21 protein-coding genes are annotated in these 18,948 nt (G+C 58.1%); 7 read left to right on the top strand and 14 right to left on the bottom strand.

What is annotated here, in order from left to right; translation table 11 throughout:
• Positions 1 to 56 precede the first annotated feature (56 nt).
• The 6 genes from trpA to ACRZ9X_RS08020 all read left to right on the top strand — a co-directional run bounded on the left by trpA (position 57) and on the right by ACRZ9X_RS08020 (position 5,497).
• Positions 57 to 848: a tryptophan synthase subunit alpha gene (trpA, locus tag ACRZ9X_RS08045; RefSeq protein ID WP_480517586.1), complete on the top strand. Its 792-nt coding sequence runs from the start codon at positions 57 to 59 to the stop codon at positions 846 to 848.
• Between the two features lie 140 nt (positions 849 to 988).
• Positions 989 to 2,155: an alpha-hydroxy acid oxidase gene (locus ACRZ9X_RS08040; protein WP_480517584.1), complete on the top strand. Its 1,167-nt coding sequence runs from the start codon at positions 989 to 991 to the stop codon at positions 2,153 to 2,155.
• A gap of 246 nt (positions 2,156 to 2,401) precedes the next feature.
• A complete protein-coding gene (locus tag ACRZ9X_RS08035; RefSeq protein WP_480517582.1) occupies positions 2,402 to 3,058 on the top strand; it encodes a 50S ribosomal protein L25/general stress protein Ctc in 657 nt (218 codons plus the stop codon).
• A gap of 128 nt (positions 3,059 to 3,186) precedes the next feature.
• On the top strand, positions 3,187 to 3,867 hold the full coding sequence (gene pth / locus ACRZ9X_RS08030; RefSeq protein ID WP_480517580.1) for an aminoacyl-tRNA hydrolase: 681 nt from the start codon (positions 3,187 to 3,189) through the stop codon (positions 3,865 to 3,867).
• 82 nt (positions 3,868 to 3,949) lie between these two features.
• Positions 3,950 to 5,113, top strand: coding sequence for a serine hydrolase domain-containing protein (locus tag ACRZ9X_RS08025; protein ID WP_480517578.1), 1,164 nt, complete (start codon positions 3,950 to 3,952; stop codon positions 5,111 to 5,113).
• 9 nt (positions 5,114 to 5,122) lie between these two features.
• Entirely contained in the window at positions 5,123 to 5,497 is a 375-nt protein-coding gene (locus ACRZ9X_RS08020; RefSeq protein WP_480517576.1) for a DUF2237 family protein, read from the top strand.
• A 1-nt stretch (position 5,498) separates the two neighbouring features.
• Here the strand turns inward: ACRZ9X_RS08020 and ACRZ9X_RS08015 are convergent, their stop codons facing one another.
• The 10 genes from ACRZ9X_RS08015 to ACRZ9X_RS07970 all read right to left on the bottom strand — a co-directional run bounded on the left by ACRZ9X_RS08015 (position 5,499) and on the right by ACRZ9X_RS07970 (position 14,152).
• Positions 5,499 to 6,050: a class I SAM-dependent methyltransferase gene (locus tag ACRZ9X_RS08015; RefSeq protein ID WP_480517574.1), complete on the bottom strand. Its 552-nt coding sequence runs from the start codon at positions 6,048 to 6,050 to the stop codon at positions 5,499 to 5,501.
• A gap of 109 nt (positions 6,051 to 6,159) precedes the next feature.
• On the bottom strand, positions 6,160 to 7,566 hold the full coding sequence (locus ACRZ9X_RS08010; protein WP_480517572.1) for an autotransporter domain-containing protein: 1,407 nt from the start codon (positions 7,564 to 7,566) through the stop codon (positions 6,160 to 6,162).
• A gap of 473 nt (positions 7,567 to 8,039) precedes the next feature.
• The gene (gene trpB, locus ACRZ9X_RS08005) at positions 8,040 to 9,287 is read right to left on the bottom strand and encodes a tryptophan synthase subunit beta (RefSeq protein WP_480517570.1); all 1,248 of its coding nucleotides are present in this window, start codon (positions 9,285 to 9,287) and stop codon (positions 8,040 to 8,042) included.
• A 67-nt stretch (positions 9,288 to 9,354) separates the two neighbouring features.
• The gene (locus ACRZ9X_RS08000; RefSeq protein ID WP_480517568.1) at positions 9,355 to 9,690 is read right to left on the bottom strand and encodes a hypothetical protein; all 336 of its coding nucleotides are present in this window, start codon (positions 9,688 to 9,690) and stop codon (positions 9,355 to 9,357) included.
• Between the two features lie 45 nt (positions 9,691 to 9,735).
• The gene (locus tag ACRZ9X_RS07995) at positions 9,736 to 10,377 is read right to left on the bottom strand and encodes a phosphoribosylanthranilate isomerase (RefSeq protein WP_480517566.1); all 642 of its coding nucleotides are present in this window, start codon (positions 10,375 to 10,377) and stop codon (positions 9,736 to 9,738) included.
• A gap of 9 nt (positions 10,378 to 10,386) precedes the next feature.
• Positions 10,387 to 10,737: a lipopolysaccharide assembly protein LapA domain-containing protein gene (locus ACRZ9X_RS07990; RefSeq protein ID WP_480517987.1), complete on the bottom strand. Its 351-nt coding sequence runs from the start codon at positions 10,735 to 10,737 to the stop codon at positions 10,387 to 10,389.
• Positions 10,738 to 10,744: 7 nt separating this feature from the next.
• Complete coding sequence (ihfB, locus tag ACRZ9X_RS07985; protein ID WP_008758048.1) at positions 10,745 to 11,029, bottom strand: integration host factor subunit beta; 285 nt, start codon at positions 11,027 to 11,029, stop codon at positions 10,745 to 10,747.
• 269 nt (positions 11,030 to 11,298) lie between these two features.
• Entirely contained in the window at positions 11,299 to 12,975 is a 1,677-nt protein-coding gene (rpsA, locus tag ACRZ9X_RS07980; protein WP_480517564.1) for a 30S ribosomal protein S1, read from the bottom strand.
• A gap of 245 nt (positions 12,976 to 13,220) precedes the next feature.
• Positions 13,221 to 13,460 carry a DUF6525 family protein gene (locus ACRZ9X_RS07975; protein WP_480517562.1) on the bottom strand — a complete coding sequence of 80 codons (240 nt, stop codon included), beginning with the start codon at positions 13,458 to 13,460 and terminating at the stop codon, positions 13,221 to 13,223.
• 155 nt (positions 13,461 to 13,615) lie between these two features.
• The gene (locus tag ACRZ9X_RS07970) at positions 13,616 to 14,152 is read right to left on the bottom strand and encodes a hypothetical protein (RefSeq protein WP_480517560.1); all 537 of its coding nucleotides are present in this window, start codon (positions 14,150 to 14,152) and stop codon (positions 13,616 to 13,618) included.
• A 217-nt stretch (positions 14,153 to 14,369) separates the two neighbouring features.
• Between ACRZ9X_RS07970 and ACRZ9X_RS07965 the strand changes: the two genes are divergently transcribed.
• A complete protein-coding gene (locus tag ACRZ9X_RS07965; RefSeq protein ID WP_480517558.1) occupies positions 14,370 to 14,849 on the top strand; it encodes a YHS domain-containing (seleno)protein in 480 nt (159 codons plus the stop codon).
• A 24-nt stretch (positions 14,850 to 14,873) separates the two neighbouring features.
• Here the strand turns inward: ACRZ9X_RS07965 and ACRZ9X_RS07960 are convergent, their stop codons facing one another.
• The 4 genes from ACRZ9X_RS07960 to metK form a co-directional block, all read right to left on the bottom strand.
• Complete coding sequence (locus tag ACRZ9X_RS07960) at positions 14,874 to 15,500, bottom strand: (d)CMP kinase (RefSeq protein WP_480517556.1); 627 nt, start codon at positions 15,498 to 15,500, stop codon at positions 14,874 to 14,876.
• Positions 15,500 to 16,858, bottom strand: a complete 1,359-nt coding sequence (gene aroA / locus ACRZ9X_RS07955) for a 3-phosphoshikimate 1-carboxyvinyltransferase (RefSeq protein ID WP_480517554.1) — start codon at positions 16,856 to 16,858, stop codon at positions 15,500 to 15,502. Before aroA ends, ACRZ9X_RS07960 begins: the two co-directional genes overlap by 1 nt.
• A gap of 68 nt (positions 16,859 to 16,926) precedes the next feature.
• Positions 16,927 to 17,637, bottom strand: coding sequence for a tRNA (guanosine(46)-N7)-methyltransferase TrmB (trmB, locus tag ACRZ9X_RS07950; RefSeq protein ID WP_480517552.1), 711 nt, complete (start codon positions 17,635 to 17,637; stop codon positions 16,927 to 16,929).
• Between the two features lie 126 nt (positions 17,638 to 17,763).
• Entirely contained in the window at positions 17,764 to 18,945 is a 1,182-nt protein-coding gene (metK, locus tag ACRZ9X_RS07945) for a methionine adenosyltransferase (RefSeq protein ID WP_480517550.1), read from the bottom strand.
• Between the last annotated feature and the right edge of the window lie 3 nt (positions 18,946 to 18,948).

Here is an 18,948-nt window from a genome sequence, read left to right as displayed (position 1 = left end):
GATTTCCGGGCCAAGTTTTTGCACATCAGGGTCAAACCTGCATGCAAGGATCACAGATGACCCGTATCGACGCCAAATTCGCGGCCCTGACAGCCGAAGGCAAAAAGGCATTTGTTGCCTATATCATGGCCGGAGATCCGGATTACGACACCTCGCTTGAGATCGTCAAAGGCTTGCCCGGCGCAGGCGTGGATGTGATTGAACTGGGCCTGCCCTTCACCGACCCGATGGCGGACGGCCCGACGATTCAGGCAGCCGGACAGCGGGCGCTGGAAGCCGGCATGACGTTGCAGCGCACGCTCGATCTGGCCCGCGCATTTCGGGAAACGGATGACACGACGCCAATCGTTCTGATGGGGTATTACAATCCAATCTACAGCCGGGGCGTTGAGACCTTTCTGGCCGACGCCAAGGCTGCTGGAATTGACGGGCTGATCGTGGTCGACCTGCCCCCCGAAGAAGACGAAGAACTGTGCCTGCCCGCGCAAGCTGCGGGTTTGAACTTTATCCGCCTTGCCACGCCAACCACAGACGACACGCGCCTGCCGCGTGTTCTGCAAAACACATCGGGCTTTGTCTACTATGTGTCCATCACAGGCATTACCGGTGCCGCCGAAGCGCAGGCCACAGATGTCGGACCAGAGGTGGCGCGAATCAAGTCCGCCACCGATCTGCCTGTGATCGTGGGCTTTGGCATCAACACACCGGAAAAATCCCGTGCCATTGCAAGCGTCGCGGATGGCGCGGTTGTCGGGTCTGCCATTGTCAGCCAGATCGCCGCGGGAAAACCAGTCCCCGAGGTGCTGGAATTCGTAAAAACTCTGTCAGACGGAGCCCACTCGGCCTGACATCCCATCGCAGAAATGCCACCTTCCCGACGGGTACGCCCTTCTGTAGGGCTGCGCGGTCATATCGCGCCGGTGATCGTTGCGGGCCTTCCAAATGATTGGTAAACAAACCTCACCAATCCCGAGGAGGTCCAGAACACATGCCCATCATCACCAATATCGAGGACCTCAAGCGCATCTATGAACGCCGCGTTCCGCGCATGTTTTTCGACTACACCGAAAGCGGCAGCTGGACCGAGCAGACATTTCGCGAAAATTCCTCGGATTTCGATGACATCCGGCTGCGGCAAAGAGTGGCCGTTGACATGTCCGGACGCTCCACAGCGTCACAGATGATCGGACAAGATGTATCGATGCCCGTGGCTCTGGCTCCGGTCGGCCTGACCGGGATGCAACACGCCGATGGTGAGATCAAGGCCGCCCGGGCGGCTGAAGCGTTTGGCGTCCCTTTCACGCTCTCGACCATGTCGATCAATTCGATTGAGGACGTGGCCGAAGCGACAACACACCCGTTCTGGTTTCAGCTTTATACGATGAAAGACGAAGACTATGTCTCACGCCTGATCCAGCGGGCCAAGGACGCAAAGTGCTCGGCTCTTGTGATCACGCTTGACCTTCAGATTTTGGGCCAGCGGCACAAAGACCTGAAAAACGGCCTGTCTGCCCCGCCCAAACTGACCCCAAAGACAATTGCCAATCTCATGACCAAATGGGCCTGGGGTATCGAAATGCTTGGGGCTAAAAGGCGAGAATTCGGCAATATCGTCGGACATGTTGACAGCGTGTCCGACACCAGAGCACTGGGGGCCTGGACCGCAGAACAATTCGACCCCAGCCTCGACTGGAAAAAAGTCGAGAAGCTGATGGAACAATGGGGCGGGAAAGTCATCCTCAAGGGGATTCTGGACGCTGAAGATGCCAAGATGGCGGCCAAATTAGGTGCTGATGCCATCGTCGTCTCGAACCACGGGGGGCGTCAGCTGGACGGGGCGCTGAGTTCCATCCGGGTGCTGCCCGAAATCATGGATGCGGTGGGTGATGATGTCGAAGTGCATCTCGACAGCGGAATCCGCTCAGGTCAGGACGTACTCAAAGCCCTGGCTTTGGGGGCCAAGGGTACATTTATTGGTCGGGCCTTCATCTACGGATTGGGAGCGATGGGGCAAAAGGGTGTGACCACAGCGTTGGATGTCATCCAAAAAGAGCTCGATACAACCATGGCTTTATGTGGCGAACGAAAAGTCGATGATCTGGGGCGCCATAACCTGCTGGTGCCTCAGGATTTCGGAGGTCGGTGGCAAGATTGACCATCGGGCCATGGGGGCGCTGCCCCCGCCGCCCTTTGGGCGCCTCCCCCGGGATATTTTCAGCCAGATGAAGCAGGGGATCCGTTCTTCATCTGGCTATAAATATCCCGGAGCGCGAGGCAGAGCCTCGCTTTGGTCCCAAAGGTTCAAAAACCACTTTCCAAACTGGGTGAATCAAGCTAAGGACGCGGCTTCACGCGGGTATACAGCCTTGGAGGATGCCCGCCCTAACATTGGAGAATTATCATGGCTGGAGAGATTCCTGATCTCGTAGCTCTGGAACGGACGGGGACAGGCAAGGGCGCCGCTCGTCAGGCACGCCGCGACGGCATGGTTCCGGGCATTGTATTTGGTGGCGACAAAGAGCCGCTGCCGATCAACATCCCGTTCAACGTCCTGTTCAAGCGTCTGAAAGCAGGCCGTTTCAAGTCGACCCTGTGGAACCTGAAGGTTGAGGGACACGAAGACGTCCGCGTCATCTGCCGCGACGTTCAGCGTGACGTTGTCAAAGACCTGCCCACCCACCTGGACCTGATGCGTCTGCGTCGGACCACCAAGATCGCGTTGTTCATCCCCGTTGAATTCGTCAACGAAGAAGAAGCGCCCGGCATCAAGAAGGGCGGCGTTCTGACCGTTGTGCGCCCGGAAGTCGAACTGGTCTGCACTGCGGGTGACATTCCTGAGAAGATCATCGTTGATCTGACCGGCATGGAAATCAACGACGTCGCCACCATCTCGTCGGTTGATCTGCCCGCCGGCACCAAGCCGACGATCGACCGCGACTTTGTGATCGCCAACGTGTCGGCACCGACCGGCCTGTCGACCAGCGATGATGAAGAAGGCGACGAAGTGGCCGCGGACGAGGTTGAAGTCGTCGGCCAGGAAGAAGCCGCCGAAGAATAAGTTCGGATCGCATCCGAATGTGAAACGGGGTCCCTGAGGGACCCCGTTTTTTGTTGCCTTGTTGGGCTGGAAACCGGGCGGCAAATTGTGCCATCAACCGGGCAAGTAACGCAGTTGGGGACATTGCCATGAAACTGTTTGTCGGCTTGGGAAATCCGGGGCAGAAATATGCCCGGAACCGGCATAATATCGGGTTCATGGCTGTGGATCGGATCGCGCAGGATCACGGGTTTGGTCCTTGGAAGTCCAAGTTTCAGGCCGAGCTTGCAGAAGGGCGTTTGGGTGCTGAAAAAGTTCTGCTGATCAAACCACAAACTTTCATGAACCGCTCGGGCCAGTCCGTGGGCGAAGCGATGCGGTTTTACAAGCTCGACTCGACTGATGTGACGGTTTTCCACGACGAACTGGACCTGGCGCCAGGCAAAGTTCGGGTTAAAGCAGGTGGCGGGCATGCGGGGCATAACGGGCTCCGCTCGGTTCATGAACATATCAGCCCGGCCTATGATCGGGTGCGGTTGGGCATCGGGCATCCGGGGCGCAAGGAAATGGTCTCGCCCTATGTGCTGGGTGATTTTGCCAAAGCGGATGCCGATTGGCTGGATGACGTACTGCGCGGCGTGTCTGACGGGGCTGGCTATCTGGCTGACGGAGAAAGCGGCAAGTTCATGAACGCAGTTGCCCTGCGCACCGCACCGCCACGGTCTTCTAAATCGAAACCCGACAAGGCCGTGGTTGCCGGGAAACCGGCCCCTGCCGCAGAGGCGGACAATCGCTCAGCCATGCAAAAGCTGCTGGACAAATTCAAATAGAAACGCCCTCGTTGCCGTGACGTATCGTTTGCAGGCCGGACCCTGGCACGCTCCAATAAGATACGTGAAACGGAGGCTATTGATGAGAGCGTTCTTTAAATGGTTGCTGCGCATCGTGTTGATGCTGGTGCTGGCGGCAGCGGTTGTGGGATTCTGGAAACGCGAAGAAATTCAGCGTCTTATGGCGGTGAACGCGTTGTTTTCCGAAGACAAGATCGTTCACAACTTTTCTCATATGGATCAGGCGTTTCTGACGACAAATTTGTCGCGCGGCAATGGGCCAACGTGGGATCTGCCTTATGGGACGGGCTTTGATCTGCCGGACGGGATAGATCGCTGGATCGCGGATCGGGCGGTGACGTCATTGCTGGTGCTGCAGGATGGCCAGATCGAATTCGAGGCGTATTACCTCGGCACCTCTGCCGAAGACAAACGCATCGCTTGGTCCGTGTCCAAAAGCTATCTGTCTGCGCTGTTCGGCATTCTGGTGGCGGAAGGTGCAATCGAATCTCTGGACGATCCGGTCACCAAATATGCGCCCAAAATGAAAGGCAGCGCCTATGACACGGCCACGATCCGCAACGTGTTGAATATGGCAAGCGGCGTCACCTTCGACGAAGATTATCTGGACTATGATTCCGACATCAATCGGATGGGCCGGGTGATCGCTCTGGGCGGCGCGTTGGACGATTTTGCCGCCGATCTTCGCGACACGTTCGCCGCACCCGGTGAGACCTGGCAATATGTCTCGATCGACACACATGTCATTGCCATGGTGATCCGGGGTGCAACCGGCCGCAGTGTAACCGAGTTGATGGCCGAAAAGGTTATCACACCGCTAGGGCTAGAGCATGACGGATATTACCTGACGGATGGGGCCGGAGTGGCATTTGCGTTGGGAGGGCTGAATTTCACAACCCGCGATCTGGCACGGTTTGGGCAAATGATCCTGCAGAACGGCCAACATGATGGCCAGCAACTGGTGCCTGCTGACTGGATCGCTGAATCGGTTCAACCGTCAGCCCCGACAGCACCAGGGGAAATCGGTTATGGCTATCAATGGTGGATTCCCGTTGGCGCTCATGAAGGAGAGTTTCTGGCGCGTGGCATATATGGCCAGTACATCTATTTCGACCAGCCCAGAGGGGTCCTGATCGTCACCACCGGCGCCGACCGCAAGTTTCGGGAACCCGGCGTCAGCGACCAGAACATAGAAATGTTCCGCAAAATCGCCCAAAGCCTGTAAGGTGGCACCATGCAGAAACAGGACAGTATCAACGTTCTGGGCGGTGTTCTTGCCCATTGCTCGCGCGATCCGCTGACCGGGTTTTTCCGTGACGGGGCCTGCAACACCTGCCCCGAGGATCAGGGCAGCCACACGGTTTGCGCGGTCATGACGGCCGAGTTTCTGGCCTATTCGAAATATGTCGGCAACGATCTGAGCACAGCACGGCCCGAATTCAACTTTCCCGGCCTCAAGCCCGGCGACAGCTGGTGTTTGTGTGCGTCGCGTTTCCTTCAGGCGCATGAGGAAGGATGTGCACCCAAGGTTCATCTTGAGGCGACACACCAGCGCGCTCTGGAGATCGTTCCCCTTGTCGTTTTGCGGGAGCATGCGACAGAGGGGTAGATCACCCGGCGATTGCCACATACCCCCGAGAGGTTCGCGACGGCGGCCCGGTAGGGAAAGCGTGTTCGGACTTCAACTCCCAACCTGCCGCCGACAGCATCTCTGCGACAACGGTCGGCCGGTAGGCACGGTGGCGCCACTGGAACCAGATGATCGCATTGCACCAATGGGGTTTGCTGACCACCAGCCACAAGGTCGCGCCCGGCACTGCGAGGGCACGCATCCGGCGCAATGCGGCGACCGGGTCATCGCAATGTTCCAGCACATGAGCGGCCAGCAAACAGTCATACCGGTCCGGCGTGTCATAATCCTGCAGCGTCGCTTGAACCGCATCCGCTTTGACACCCCGACGGGTCAAAGCAGACACCGCCTGTTGCAGCATGGCTGCCGAGGGTTCCAGCAAGGTCAAATGCCCATCGGGGCGTAAAGCCGCGCGCGCGTCAGCAAACGCGCCAGTGCCGCAGCCGATGTCCAGCGCAGTGTCGCCCAAAGCGGCTTTGGGGTCAGCAGACAGAAAGCCAAGATAGGCATCGAAATAGCCAAGCAAGCGCATCTTGTCCGCCCAACCCGGGGCAGCGGCATCATATTTCTGATCTAATGTGGACGCTCGGGCCATCTTCGCAGATTGGCACATACGCCGATCATGCGAAACCGTGCCGGGATCAGAACTCAGCTTGCCAGGTCAAGCCAATGCTATAGCTTTCAAAATCGCTTTCGCCGAAGCCGTCGTAAAACAGATCAGCAGACAAGAGGCTTCTGTTTTCGAACCGGTAATCAAGCCCCATGTCCACACGCCCCCGCGTCGTATCGCCGATAGGGGAAACACCGGGCACGGTGCCGGTTCCGGATGTCGTGCTCCACACCCCCGAGAGACCACCGTTCAGCGTCAGCTCTCCACGCGTGACGGCCACAGGATAGCTGAAATCCATACCCAGTCTGGCTGTTGTCAAGCTGAAATCCTGTGCCGAAATGCGGTTTCCAAGGCCGTCCGTGTAGGCCTCCTGATCGTCACTGACATAGCTGACGTCAAGAAGCGGCAATAGGGTCAGATCTCCGCGCTGTACTTCGCCGGTGACACGGGATTGAATCAACCAGCGGTCACTGTCGAAACTGTCCTCGAAGGTGCCCAGCGGCGAAATGTCGTTGTCACTTTGCCCATAGAGCGCGCGACCTTCGAAGAAAATCGGCTGGCTGGGCAGCTTTGCCACCACATAGGGCCCGACGAACCATCCGGTCCCGTCGATCTCGGCATCCCCTTCGTCTGTTTCGGCATAATCCAGCTGTACCATCGCACCGAGCAGCAGGTTTTCATTGATCCGACGATGCGCCCCTATGGTGGCCAGCACATAAGAGCTGTCAAAATCGCCTTGCGAGCTCCGGTTGCCGGTCAGATTGAACCAAACCGGCAGGCTGGGATCGCTGGCGAAATTCAGGAAACTGGTCCCACGCGTCACCGAAGCGTTAAACGTTCCAGAGCGGGATTGTTGCAGGAAAGGCGTCAGGCCGGGTTGGTTCGATACAAGGCTGTTAGCACGGGCGAACTGGAAGGCCTCGATCAGACGCCGGGCTTCGGCTTCTGCGTCTTCGTCGGGGGTACTCAACGGGGTTCTTGTATTAATGAGGCGCGTCGTGGCAACACCCGTAAGCGCGATTTCGTAACGGAAGAACGGACCGTCCGCTGCCTCTCTCGCGTTGAACACGATACCAAGGTAACCGTCTGTCGCATAAGTACTATCGGCCCCATTTTGGCTTAAGATGGTTGCATCTAGATAGCCAAGAATTGCCAAATCGGCCGGCGTGACTGGAGAGAGAGTTAAGATTCCACCATTAAAATATGCGGTGCCACCAGGAAATGTAGCCGATGGGAATCCGATCGAGATAAATGCGGTAGATGTAATAGGATCGTTGTTGATCGTTATTGAGTTGCCATTCGGCGTTGGTATCTGAACCGGAATCGGATCAGAAGGTGATGCTGGCCCGAAAGCCAACCCCTTGTCGGCGCTCGCAAGGACAAACAACGGCATCAACCACAAAACTAAGAAAACTGTCCGCACAACTGACCAAACCATCACTACCTCCCAGTGCACCAAGACGTGCAAACATCCGAGCATAGCGGTCAGGTCTGACCGTCAAAACGCTGCTCGTTATCCCGTTTGTTTCGGGGTTCCCCAAAGTTCCGGCCGTTGAGCGCGACCGGTTAATATTCGGTTAATCTAAAGCGCAGCATTTGTATAGAACGGTGCAAAAATTTGGTTAAACCTGAAGCCACGACACAACATCCCGGTGCGGTTCCAGCTTGAGACATGCACGTTGATTGCCGGCTATTCATGCCTGAAATATAGATTTTTCCCGGCATTTGATCATGACGCACGCGCTATATGAAATTTCCGTTTCTCAAGAACGTCGCCTCGCCTGTCAAAAACAGTTTCCAAAAAGACGACAATGCCTTCATTGAGGTGGAATTGCATCAGTCAAAAGTTGATAAACGCGAGGCTGACGGAAGGAGGACGTCGCCCTCCCCCCACAATTTTTTCAATTTTGCTTAACCGGCGTCTCGCCCTTCGGTATCAGACATGTCGAAATTGAGGTATTTCGCAACCGTCTGCACGTCCTTATCGCCGCGTCCGCACATGTTCATGCAAATCAGATGATCCTTGGGCAATTCGGGAGCAATCTTCATGACATGCGCCAACGCGTGGCAGGGCTCAAGTGCGGGGATGATGCCTTCGGTCGAACAGCACAACTGGAACGCCTCAAGCGCCTCTTTGTCGGTGATCGAGACATAGTTGGCGCGTCCTATGTCATGCAGCCACGAATGCTCGGGGCCAATGCCGGGATAGTCCAGACCTGCCGAAATCGAATAGCCCTCGAGAATCTGCCCGTCATCATCCTGCAGCAGATAGGTGCGGTTGCCGTGCAGTACACCCGGACGACCGCCGGTCAGCGAGGCGCAATGCTCCATCTTCTCGTTCACGCCCTTGCCGCCCGCCTCGACACCGATGATGTTCACATCCTTGTCGTCGAGGAACGGATAGAACAGGCCCATCGCGTTTGACCCACCGCCAATGGCGGCGATGATCGTGTCGGGCAGACGGCCTTCGGCCTTTTGCATCTGTTCCTTGGCTTCCTTGCCGATGATCGACTGGAAATCCCGCACCATCGCAGGGTACGGGTGCGGACCGGCCACAGTGCCGATACAGTAGAACGTGTCACGCACATTCGTCACCCAATCGCGCAGCGCATCATTCATCGCGTCTTTCAACGTGCCACGACCTGAGGTCACCGGGATCACTTCGGCCCCCAACAGACGCATACGGAACACATTCGGAGCCTGCCGCTGCACGTCATGCGCACCCATATAGACGATGCACTTCAAACCGAACTTGGCACAAACAGTGGCGGTGGCCACGCCGTGCTGCCCTGCCCCGGTTTCGGCGATGATCCGCGTCTTTCCCATGCGACGTGCCAGAATGATCTGGCCCAACACGTTGTTGATCTTGTGTGCGCCGGTATGGTTCAACTCATCCCGTTTGAGGTAAATCTTCGCCCCGCCCAGATGCTCGGTCAGGCGTTCGGCGTAGTACAGAGGCGAGGGGCGGCCCACGTAGTTGGCCCAAAGATCATCCATCTCGGCCCAGAAGGTCGGATCGTCCTTGGCTTTGTCATATTCCTCTTCCAGCGACAGGATCAGCGGCATCAGCGTTTCGCTGACAAACCGCCCGCCGAAAATGCCAAAACGGCCCTGTTCGTCGGGGCCGGACATGAAGGAATTGAAAAGATCGTTGGCCATGGAAGTCTCCGTCATCTTACCCGTTGTTCATAGGAGGTGATGGCGCGATTGACCATCGCAAAACGCATCATTCCGCAGCCTGAAGTCGCTGTTCCCAAACCTGCAGAGCCTGGCCCCGGCTGGGAACAGCGATGCAGGAAAACTGGCAGAACACGTTGACATCCGCCAGTCGCGGAGCGGCCTGAACGATCCGGCGGTGCGGGCCGGACTGCGTAAAGGTCAGCATCGCCTCGATATCCTGCCAGACGGAATAGGAGAAATAGAGCCCTGCGTGGGGAAACACCTCGGCGTGCAGGCACAATGCATCTCCGCGGGCCTGAAGCAGGGCTTTATGAGCGCGCCAGAAAAACTCTGGCGCGTGATACCATCGTCTGAGTGAAACTCCGCCAATTGCAGCCAGCATACAGCGCCCCTAAAAACCGGGATACGCATCAGGACGGCGTTCAGATCACCTTGTGGCGTCGAGGAACGCGTGGATCAGCGCCGCATCTTTAACGCCCGGCGCGCTTTCCACGCCCGAAGACACATCGATCTGCTGCGCGCCGGTCATCCGAACCGCCTCGGCCACATTGTCGGGGGTCAGGCCGCCGGCCAGCATCCACGGCTTGCGCCAATATTTCCGGCCCGCAAGCAGACGCCAATCAAAAGCTAGACCATTGCCGCCGGGCAGATCGGACATGCGCGGCGGTTTGGCGTCGATCAGCAATTGGTCTGCAACGTCGGAATACGCATCAATCGCGTCCAAATCTTCGGGTTCGTCAATGCCGATGGCCTTCATCACCGGCAATCCGTATCGGTGCCGAATGCCAGCCACACGTTCCGGGCTTTCCTTGCCATGTAATTGCAACATATCCACGGGAACAGTCGACGTGATCCGGTCCAGGTCGTCATCGGTTGCATTCACCGTCAACGCCACTTTTGCAACGCCAGCAGGCACCAAATGTGCAAGCTGTGCTGCATCGTCCCGGGCAAGGTGACGCGGCGATTTCGGAAAGAACACAAAACCCACATAGCGCGCGCCCGCCTCAACCGCCGCGCGCACGTGTTCCGGAGCGGTCAGGCCGCAAATCTTGACAGATACATCGGGCATTTGAACGCCTCAGCTGGCTTCGTCCAACAAGGCCAGAACCTCGTCCTTGCCTTCGTTCTGCTTTTTCTTGAGCTTGTTGACCTCACGCTCAAGCTTGCGCACTTCGCTTTTCTTGACAGTGGCGTCCTTGCGGTGCTTGTGCTCGCGCAGCCATTCCCACAGGAATCCGATCACCAGACCGGCAATCACCCCGCCCAGCACCACGATGAACAGCGGCAGCGACGTGGTGAGATTAAAGCCCAACAGCTCGGCCAGAGCATCGGGCATCAGCTTGAGTTCGACGATCTGCCGGTTGGCCAGCGAGACCGATACCAGAATGATCCCAAGGATCGCGAGAAAGGCGTAACGAATATAGCGCATCATGAGGTCAGGCTTTACCGTTCAATCGATCCCTTAGCAACTTGCCCGTCTTGAAAAACGGAACACATTTTTCTTCAACCTGAACCGTCTCGCCGGTTCTGGGATTCCGACCCACGCGGGCATCCCGTTTTTTGACGGAAAACGCGCCAAAACCACGAAGTTCTACTCGGTCGCCGCGTGACATCGCATCGGTCACTTCTTCGAACACTGTGTTCACGATCCGCTCGACATCACGTTGATACAAATGCGGGTTTTCGTCTGCAATTTTTTGAATCAATTCAGAACGGATCATGCGCGCTACCCTCCCAGGCGACCGGTTTACCATCTCTAGTGTTCTGACCAGTATAGAAAAAAACCCAGTTCGGGGGAACGTAAACTCTGTGTGTTGGCGGGTATATTTACGCCAATCTGACCCGATTTTCCGCCGAATGGCCTGAATCCGCCTTCATGTATGCACGATACATATTTTAACCGGCGAATATGGAACACATTGATTCGCAACAAAAACGGCCCCGCACAGATGTACGGGGCCGTTGAATTGTATCGAGTCATGGACCCGGTTTAGTCGCCGGATTTCAGCGCGGCACCCAGGATATCGCCCAGCGATGCACCCGAGTCGGACGAGCCGTACTGTTGCACAGCCTCTTTCTCTTCCGCGATTTCGCGTGCCTTGATCGACAGGCCCAGACGGCGGGTTTTGCTGTCGACATTGGTGACACGAACGTCGACCTTGTCACCAACCGAGAAACGCTCGGGGCGCTGTTCGGCACGGTCACGGCTCAGGTCGGAACGACGGATGAACGACTTCATGCCTTCGTATTCCACTTCGATGCCGCCATCTTCGATCGCGGTGACGCCAACGGTGATGACCGAGCCACGCTTCACGCCGCCCACGGCTTCGGCGAACTTGTCACCGCCCAGGGCTTTGATCGACAGCGAGATACGCTCTTTCTCGACATCCACTTCCGAGACAACCGCCTGAACGACGTCGCCTTTGCGGTAGTTCTGGATCGCATCCTCGCCACGCTCGTCCCAGGAAAGGTCGGACAGGTGAACCATGCCGTCGATGTCGCCGTCGAGGCCAATGAACAGACCGAATTCGGTGATGTTCTTGACTTCGCCTTCGACCTCGGTGCCCTCGGGGTGGGTTTCTGCAAACACTTCCCACGGGTTGCGCTGAGTCTGCTTCAGGCCCAGAGATACGCGACGCTTCGCGCCGTCGATTTCCAGAACCATGACGTCGACTTCCTGGCTGGTCGAAACGATCTTGCCGGGGTGGACGTTTTTCTTGGTCCAGGACATCTCGGAGACGTGCACCAGACCTTCGACACCGGCTTCCAGCTCGACGAACGCGCCGTAGTCGGTGATGTTGGTGACGCGACCCTGATGGACCGAGCCCAGCGGGTACTTGGCAGCAACCAGATCCCACGGATCTTCCTGCAGCTGCTTCATGCCCAGGCTGATGCGGTGGGTCTCTTTGTTGATCTTGATGACCTGAACCTTGATGGTTTCGCCGATCGTCAGGATCTCGGACGGGTGGTTTACACGACGCCATGCCATGTCGGTGACGTGCAGCAGGCCGTCAACGCCGCCCAGGTCAACGAATGCACCGTATTCGGTGATGTTCTTGACAACACCTTCGACGGTCTGACCTTCGGACAGGTTGCCGATAACCTCGGCACGCTGTTCGGCACGCGATTCTTCCAGGATAGCGCGACGCGACACAACGATGTTGCCACGGCGGCGGTCCATTTTCAGGATCTGGAACGGTTGCTTCAGACCCATCAGCGGGCCAGCGTCGCGCACAGGACGCACGTCAACCTGCGAACCGGGCAGGAACGCAACTGCGCCACCCAGATCGACGGTGAAGCCACCTTTGACGCGACCAAAGATTGCACCTTCGACGCGCTGGTCGTCGGCATATGCTTTTTCCAGACGGTCCCATGCCTCTTCACGGCGGGCCATCTCGCGCGAGATGACGGCTTCGCCACGGGCGTTTTCTGCGGCGCGCAGGTAAACTTCGACCTCGTCACCGACAGCGATTTCAGGGGCTTCGCCGGGATTTGCGAATTCTTTCAGATCAACGCGGCCTTCCATTTTGTAGCCTACGTCGATGATGGCTTGGCCGGCTTCGATCGCCAGAACCTTACCTTTGACAACAGAACCCTCTTCGGGTGTGTCCATTTCGAAGCTTTCATTCAGGAGGGCTTCGAATTCCTCCATGGATGCGTTAGCCATGTGGCGTTGTTTTCCTTTACATACGTTTTTGCTGGCCGAGCGGTTGTCTCCGCCGGTCTTGTTTCATGGTGCCTGAGGACGTGACCCGGAACGCGCCTGAGCTAACCAACACAAAGGGCCGAGGTAACCCGGCCCTGCTCAGATACGTCCTCCGGACGTTAACCGCCCTTGTTCAGACAGCGCGCGTATAGGCGGAATTCCGGCAAGGTGCAAGGGCCAAGCAATGATTTGCGGGCATTTCACGCCTAGCTGCCGTGCCAAATCCCGGCATCACGTCGCAACATCGACTTTTCGATGGCGTTCAATTTTTCAATGGCCACCGCAGGACGGCTGGCTCCCCCTTCGCGCATCCATATCCTGAGTGCGGATGCGGGGCTCCATGGCAAACAGGCCGTGGCGAGCCAATGCCGCAGGTCTTTGGGAAGGGCATCATAGGCGCGCATGGGGGATTCTCGCCGCCGTCGACGTTTCAGGCCGCTTCGCATGTTGCGACCAGAGTTTCGCCGCCCGCCAGTTTCTTTTGGATATGAGCTTTTGTACCGTTGACCCGACGTGACCAACCTCCGCCTGTTTATATATGTTATGACATTACATATACGTTACCGCGGCACAAGGTCAGCTTTTACCGGTAATCGCGCTCTTAGATTTCCTCGCCCTTCTTCAACAGATCCTCGATCAGCTCGCGCTGTAGGTTGTTGCTGTCGCCGCCGCCAAACTGTTGTGCGCCGCCGGAGTAAAGCGAGCCGTAGGTCTTGGCGATGTTCACTGTCTGCGCCAACCCCGAGATCAACTGGTCCTTTTCCAGAGGCGATAATGGGTGAATGAATGCAGCCCACAACGTTCCGTTGGCAATGGCATAGCGTGCATCCAGTGCGCTGTCGAAATTGGCCTGCATCATGCGACGCATATCATCGGCGCTCAGTTCTTCGGCGCTGCGTATGGGTACCATCGCGCGCATTCGATCCGCTGTCGCGTCTGTTATGACCAGAACCGGCACGTCCGAGACCGTCAGTTGAAACCCGCCCAAACCGCGCGGTTCTGCTTCGGGATCAAGGGCGAAAATGATCTTGCCCAAGCGCTCATAGCTCATCGGAGGCTCAAGCTCAGGGGTCTCTTCGACCTCTTGTGCAGCCAGACTTCCGGCTAGAAACATCAGAAAAAGGACTAGTCGGATCATGGTATCGCTCCTGCAGGTTGCCTGCTTACCTTACGCGCCGGGTTTCGGAGTGACCACACAAAGCTTGGTGAAGAGCGCCTCTCGATAGGACAACACTTGGAACGATCTGCAAAATAACAAGATCTAATCAGCATAGGTCATTCCACATAAGGGCCATAGATATGTTTCAGCGGCCACCTCCCCCGCCGCTCGAAACTTCAACATGGAAGGAAACGCAATGAAAACCCTGATCCTGACCACCCTGGTCGCAACTCTGCCTCTGATCGCCGCACCGGCCTTTGCCGCAGATGAAATCAATGTCTCGAACGGCATCTCGGCCGCAGGCGCGCCGCTGGCCGCGCATGGGGTCGATCTGATCGCTCTGGTTACCAACGGCAATCCGGTCGAAGGCTTCGCCACTCATTCCGCAACATATGACGGCGCTTCGTACTACTTCACCAGCGCCGAGAACCGCGAAGCGTTCGAAGCCAACCCGGCCGCGTATCTGCCACAGCATGGCGGATTCTGCTCGTTCGGCGTTTCGGTCGGCAAGAAGTTCGACGGTGACCCGGATCAATACCTGCTGGCAGATGGCAAGCTGTACCTGTTCCTGAACGCGGAAACCCGGGCTGCGTTTCTGAAAGACGTCACCGGCACGGCAAAAAAGGCCGATGGTCAGTGGGCTAACATCAAAAGCATCGCAGTCGGCGAATTGTAAAGCGCATGAAAGCAGCGCGCGGCGTCAGGACGTCGCGCGTTGTTTTTGCACGATAACCGCCACGGCCTGCGCCAGTGCGTCATCGATACTGAGATCAGTCGTATCCAGCAAAACCGCGTCCTCGGCAGGTTTCATAGGCGCGGTGCTGCGGTCGGCGTCGCGCGCATCGCGTTCGCGTACGTCGGCCAGAACCTGTTCACGCGTGATCTCAGTCGCTTTGACCTTCAATTCAAGAAACCGTCGCTCAGCCCGAATTTCGGCGCTGGCGGTGACAAACAGCTTCACCTCGGCCCGGGGGCAAATCACCGTCCCGATATCGCGCCCGTCCAGCACCGCCCCACCAGCGCGACGCGCAAAAGCGCGTTGGAAATCGACAAGGGCGGAACGGACTTCGGGGATAACCGCCACTTTCGACGCGGCTTGCGCAATTTCTGCCGTTCGTAAATCACCCTGCGTAAGCTCATCCGCCGTCAACGCCTGTGCGGCATCCAACGGTTTCATCCCGTCCAGCGTGCGTCGACCAACTGCGCGATACAACAGACCGGTATCAAGATGGGCAAAGCCGAAATGCGCGGCCACGCCTTTGGAGATGGTCCCCTTACCGGCTGCAGCCGGACCGTCGATCGCAATGGTGAAACTCTCGTGCGACATCACACTGGCCTGTTATTTCGCACAAGCTTGGCGCCCAGCCGGGACATCAGAGGCTCGAAGATGGGGAACGAAGTGGCGATGGGGCCACCATCATCCACAGTGACCGGCTTTTTAGCGCCCATCCCCATCACCATGAAGGACATAGCGATGCGGTGATCCAGAAAACTCTCGCAGGTGCCGCCGCCAGGGATGTTGCCGATGCCCAGCCCATCGACCGACCACCAATCCTCGCCCTCATCCACGGTCACGCCATTGGCGCGCAAACCGCGGGCCATCGCGTCGATGCGGTCGCTTTCTTTGACGCGCAGCTCTTTCACGCCACCCATCATCGTTGTTCCGGCCGCGTTGGCCGCAACCACCGACAGAACGGGGTACTCATCGATCATCGAGGCCGCACGTTCGGGCGGTACTTCGATCCCTTTCATGTCGGGCGAGTATTTGGCGCGCAGATCAGCAACCGGTTCACCGCCCTCTTCGCGCTCATTTTCATAGATCAGATCGGCACCCATCTCGCGCAGCGTTGTAAACAGGCCCGCGCGGGTCGGATTCAAGCCGATGCCCGGAACCAACACGTCCGAGCCGGGTGTGATCAGCGCCGCACAGACCGGGAAGGCCGCGCTGGACGGGTCTCGCGGCACGGCGATGACCTGCGGCTTTAGCTCGGGGCGACCGGTCAGCGTGATCACCCGCCCCTCATCCGTGTCTTCGACGGTGATCTCTGCGCCAAAACCCGCCAACATCCGCTCAGAGTGGTCGCGGGTGGCCTCTTTCTCGATCACGACCGTCTTGCCGGGGGCGTTCAGACCGGCGAGCAGAACGGCGGATTTTACCTGCGCCGATGGCACCGGCACCTCATAGCGCACCGGGGTCGGGTCCGCTGCCCCGACGAGTGTCATGGGCAGACGCCCACCGGACCGCCCAACGGATTGCGTTCCAAACAACGCGAGCGGGTCGGTCACGCGCGCCATTGGACGTTTGTTCAGGCTGGCATCGCCGGTGAATGTCGCCGTGATCGGACAGGTCGCCATTGCGCCCATGATCAGCCGCACTCCGGTTCCCGAGTTACCGCAGTCGATCACCTGATCCGGCTCGGCAAAGCCGCCGACACCCACACCATGCACGGTCCATTCGACGCCACCATGGTCGGTCACCTCGGCCCCGAAAGCGCGCATCGCCTTGGCAGTGTCCAGAACGTCCTCGCCTTCCAGCAGGCCGGTGATCCGGGTCTCGCCCACCGCCATCGCACCCAGAATCAACGACCGGTGCGAGATCGACTTGTCACCAGGCACCTCTGCCGTGCCGGTCAGCGGGCCGCAGGGATGCGAGGTCATCGGGATGGGCGTGCCGTGTCCGGACATGGGGGCTCCTGTTTTCGCTATCAGTTCAAGGCGGATTAGCGAATTGGGGCCGGTTGGTCCAGCGGCAATCAGCCTTTGCGGCAGAAGGTCAGATAATGCGGTGTCCGACCTTCGCGCAGAGCCTTTTGTTCGTAGCGTGTTGATATCCAGTCATCCCACGGCGCGCGCCAATCAACGGGGCGTTCAGCCAGCCACTCAAACCCGGCGCGCGGAACTTCTTCCAATGTCTGGCGCACATAGTCGGGAATATCCGTTGCCACACGAAAGATCGCACCCGGTTTCAACGCGCGCGCAAGCGGCTCCAGGTGTTCGGGTGTGACAAACCGGCGTCTGTGGTGCCGGTTTTTCGGCCACGGATCGGGATAGAGCAGAAAGGCGCGCGATATGCTGGCCTCGGGCAGCACGTCGAACAGGTCACGAGCATCACCGGGATGCACCGCCAGGTTTTCGACACCGGCCCGACGGATTTTTCCCAGCAGCATGGCGACACCATTGATATAGGGCTCTGCCCCGATGATGCCGATATCGGGGTTGTTTTCCGCCTGATGCACCAGATGCTCACCACCGCCAAAGCCGACCTCAAGCCAGACCGGCTTGCCCTTAAACAGTGCGTTCAGATCCAACGGAATGCGCTCTGGGTTGGCATCCCAATCCACGGCTCCGGGGGACAAGGCCGCGAGATCTTCGTTCAGATAGGCCTTTTGGCTGGGTTTCAGGGCCTTGCCCTTGAAGCGGCCATAGAAGTTTCTGCGCGGGCGTTGTGGAGTCTGGGTGCTCATGGCGGTGCCCATACTGCGGGCATCGCCTTGTGGCAAGAGGTGGTAGTGGGGGCCAGCCCCCACACCCCCGGAGTATTTGTCAAAAGATGAAGAGCGCGCCCGAAGGGGCGCGCCTTTTGATTGCGATCAGACTGCGGCTTTGAGGGCGTCGACCAGATCGGTGCGTTCCCAGCTGAAACCGCCATCTGCTTCGGGGTCGCGGCCAAAGTGGCCGTAGGCCGCAGTCCGTTGATAAATCGGCTTGTTCATTTGAAGATGCTCGCGAATACCGCGCGGGGTCAGATCCATCACTTGCCCAACGGCCTTTTCGATCTCGGCGTCGGCAACCTGTCCGGTGCCATAGGTTTCCGCATAGATCGACAGAGGTTTGGAGACGCCGATCGCATAGCTCAGTTGGATGGTGCAGCGCTCAGCCATGCCCGCGGCCACCACGTTTTTCGCCAGATACCGCGCGGCATAGGCCGCCGAGCGGTCTACCTTGGTTGGATCCTTGCCCGAGAATGCGCCACCACCATGCGGGGCGGCGCCGCCATAGGTGTCCACGATGATCTTGCGACCGGTCAGACCGGCATCGCCGTCGGGTCCGCCAATCACGAATTTTCCGGTCGGGTTGACGTGCCATTCGGTTGCGTCCGTCAGCCAGCCGTCGGGCAGGGTTTCGCGAATATAGGGTTCGACAATGGCGCGGATGTCGTTCGAGGTCAGCGCTTCGTCCAGATGTTGCGTGGACAGAACGACCGAGCTGACGCCCACCGGTTTTCCGTCTCGATACAGCACGGACAACTGGGATTTGGCATCGGGTCCCAGTGCGGGCTCGGTCCCATTTTTGCGCACTTCTGCGAGACGGCGCAGAATTGCGTGCGAATATTGGATCGGAGCCGGCATCAACGCTGGCGTTTCCGTCGTTGCGTAGCCGAACATGATCCCCTGATCGCCCGCGCCTTCGTCCTTGTTGTCCGATGCATCGACGCCCTGTGCGATATGGGCGGATTGTTCGTGCAGCAGGTTCGTCACCTCGACCGTTTCGTGGTGAAACTTGTCCTGCTCATAGCCGATATCCTTGATACAGGCGCGCGCGATGTCATCGATATGCGCCATGTAATCATGCAGCTTTTCCTGATCCGACAGGCCAACTTCGCCGCCGACAACCACACGGTTGGTGGTGGCAAAGGTTTCGCAGGCCACGCGCGCTTCGGGTTCTTCGTTCAGAAATGCATCAAGGACGGCATCCGAGATTCGATCGCAGACCTTATCGGGATGCCCTTCGGAAACGGATTCCGAGGTAAAGGTATAGTTCTGTCGGGACATGAA

It is taken from the genome of Ruegeria sp. AL1 (genome assembly GCF_056540905.1).
Note: the sequence above shows the minus strand (reverse complement) of the source record. Positions and strands in the feature narration are given on the sequence as shown.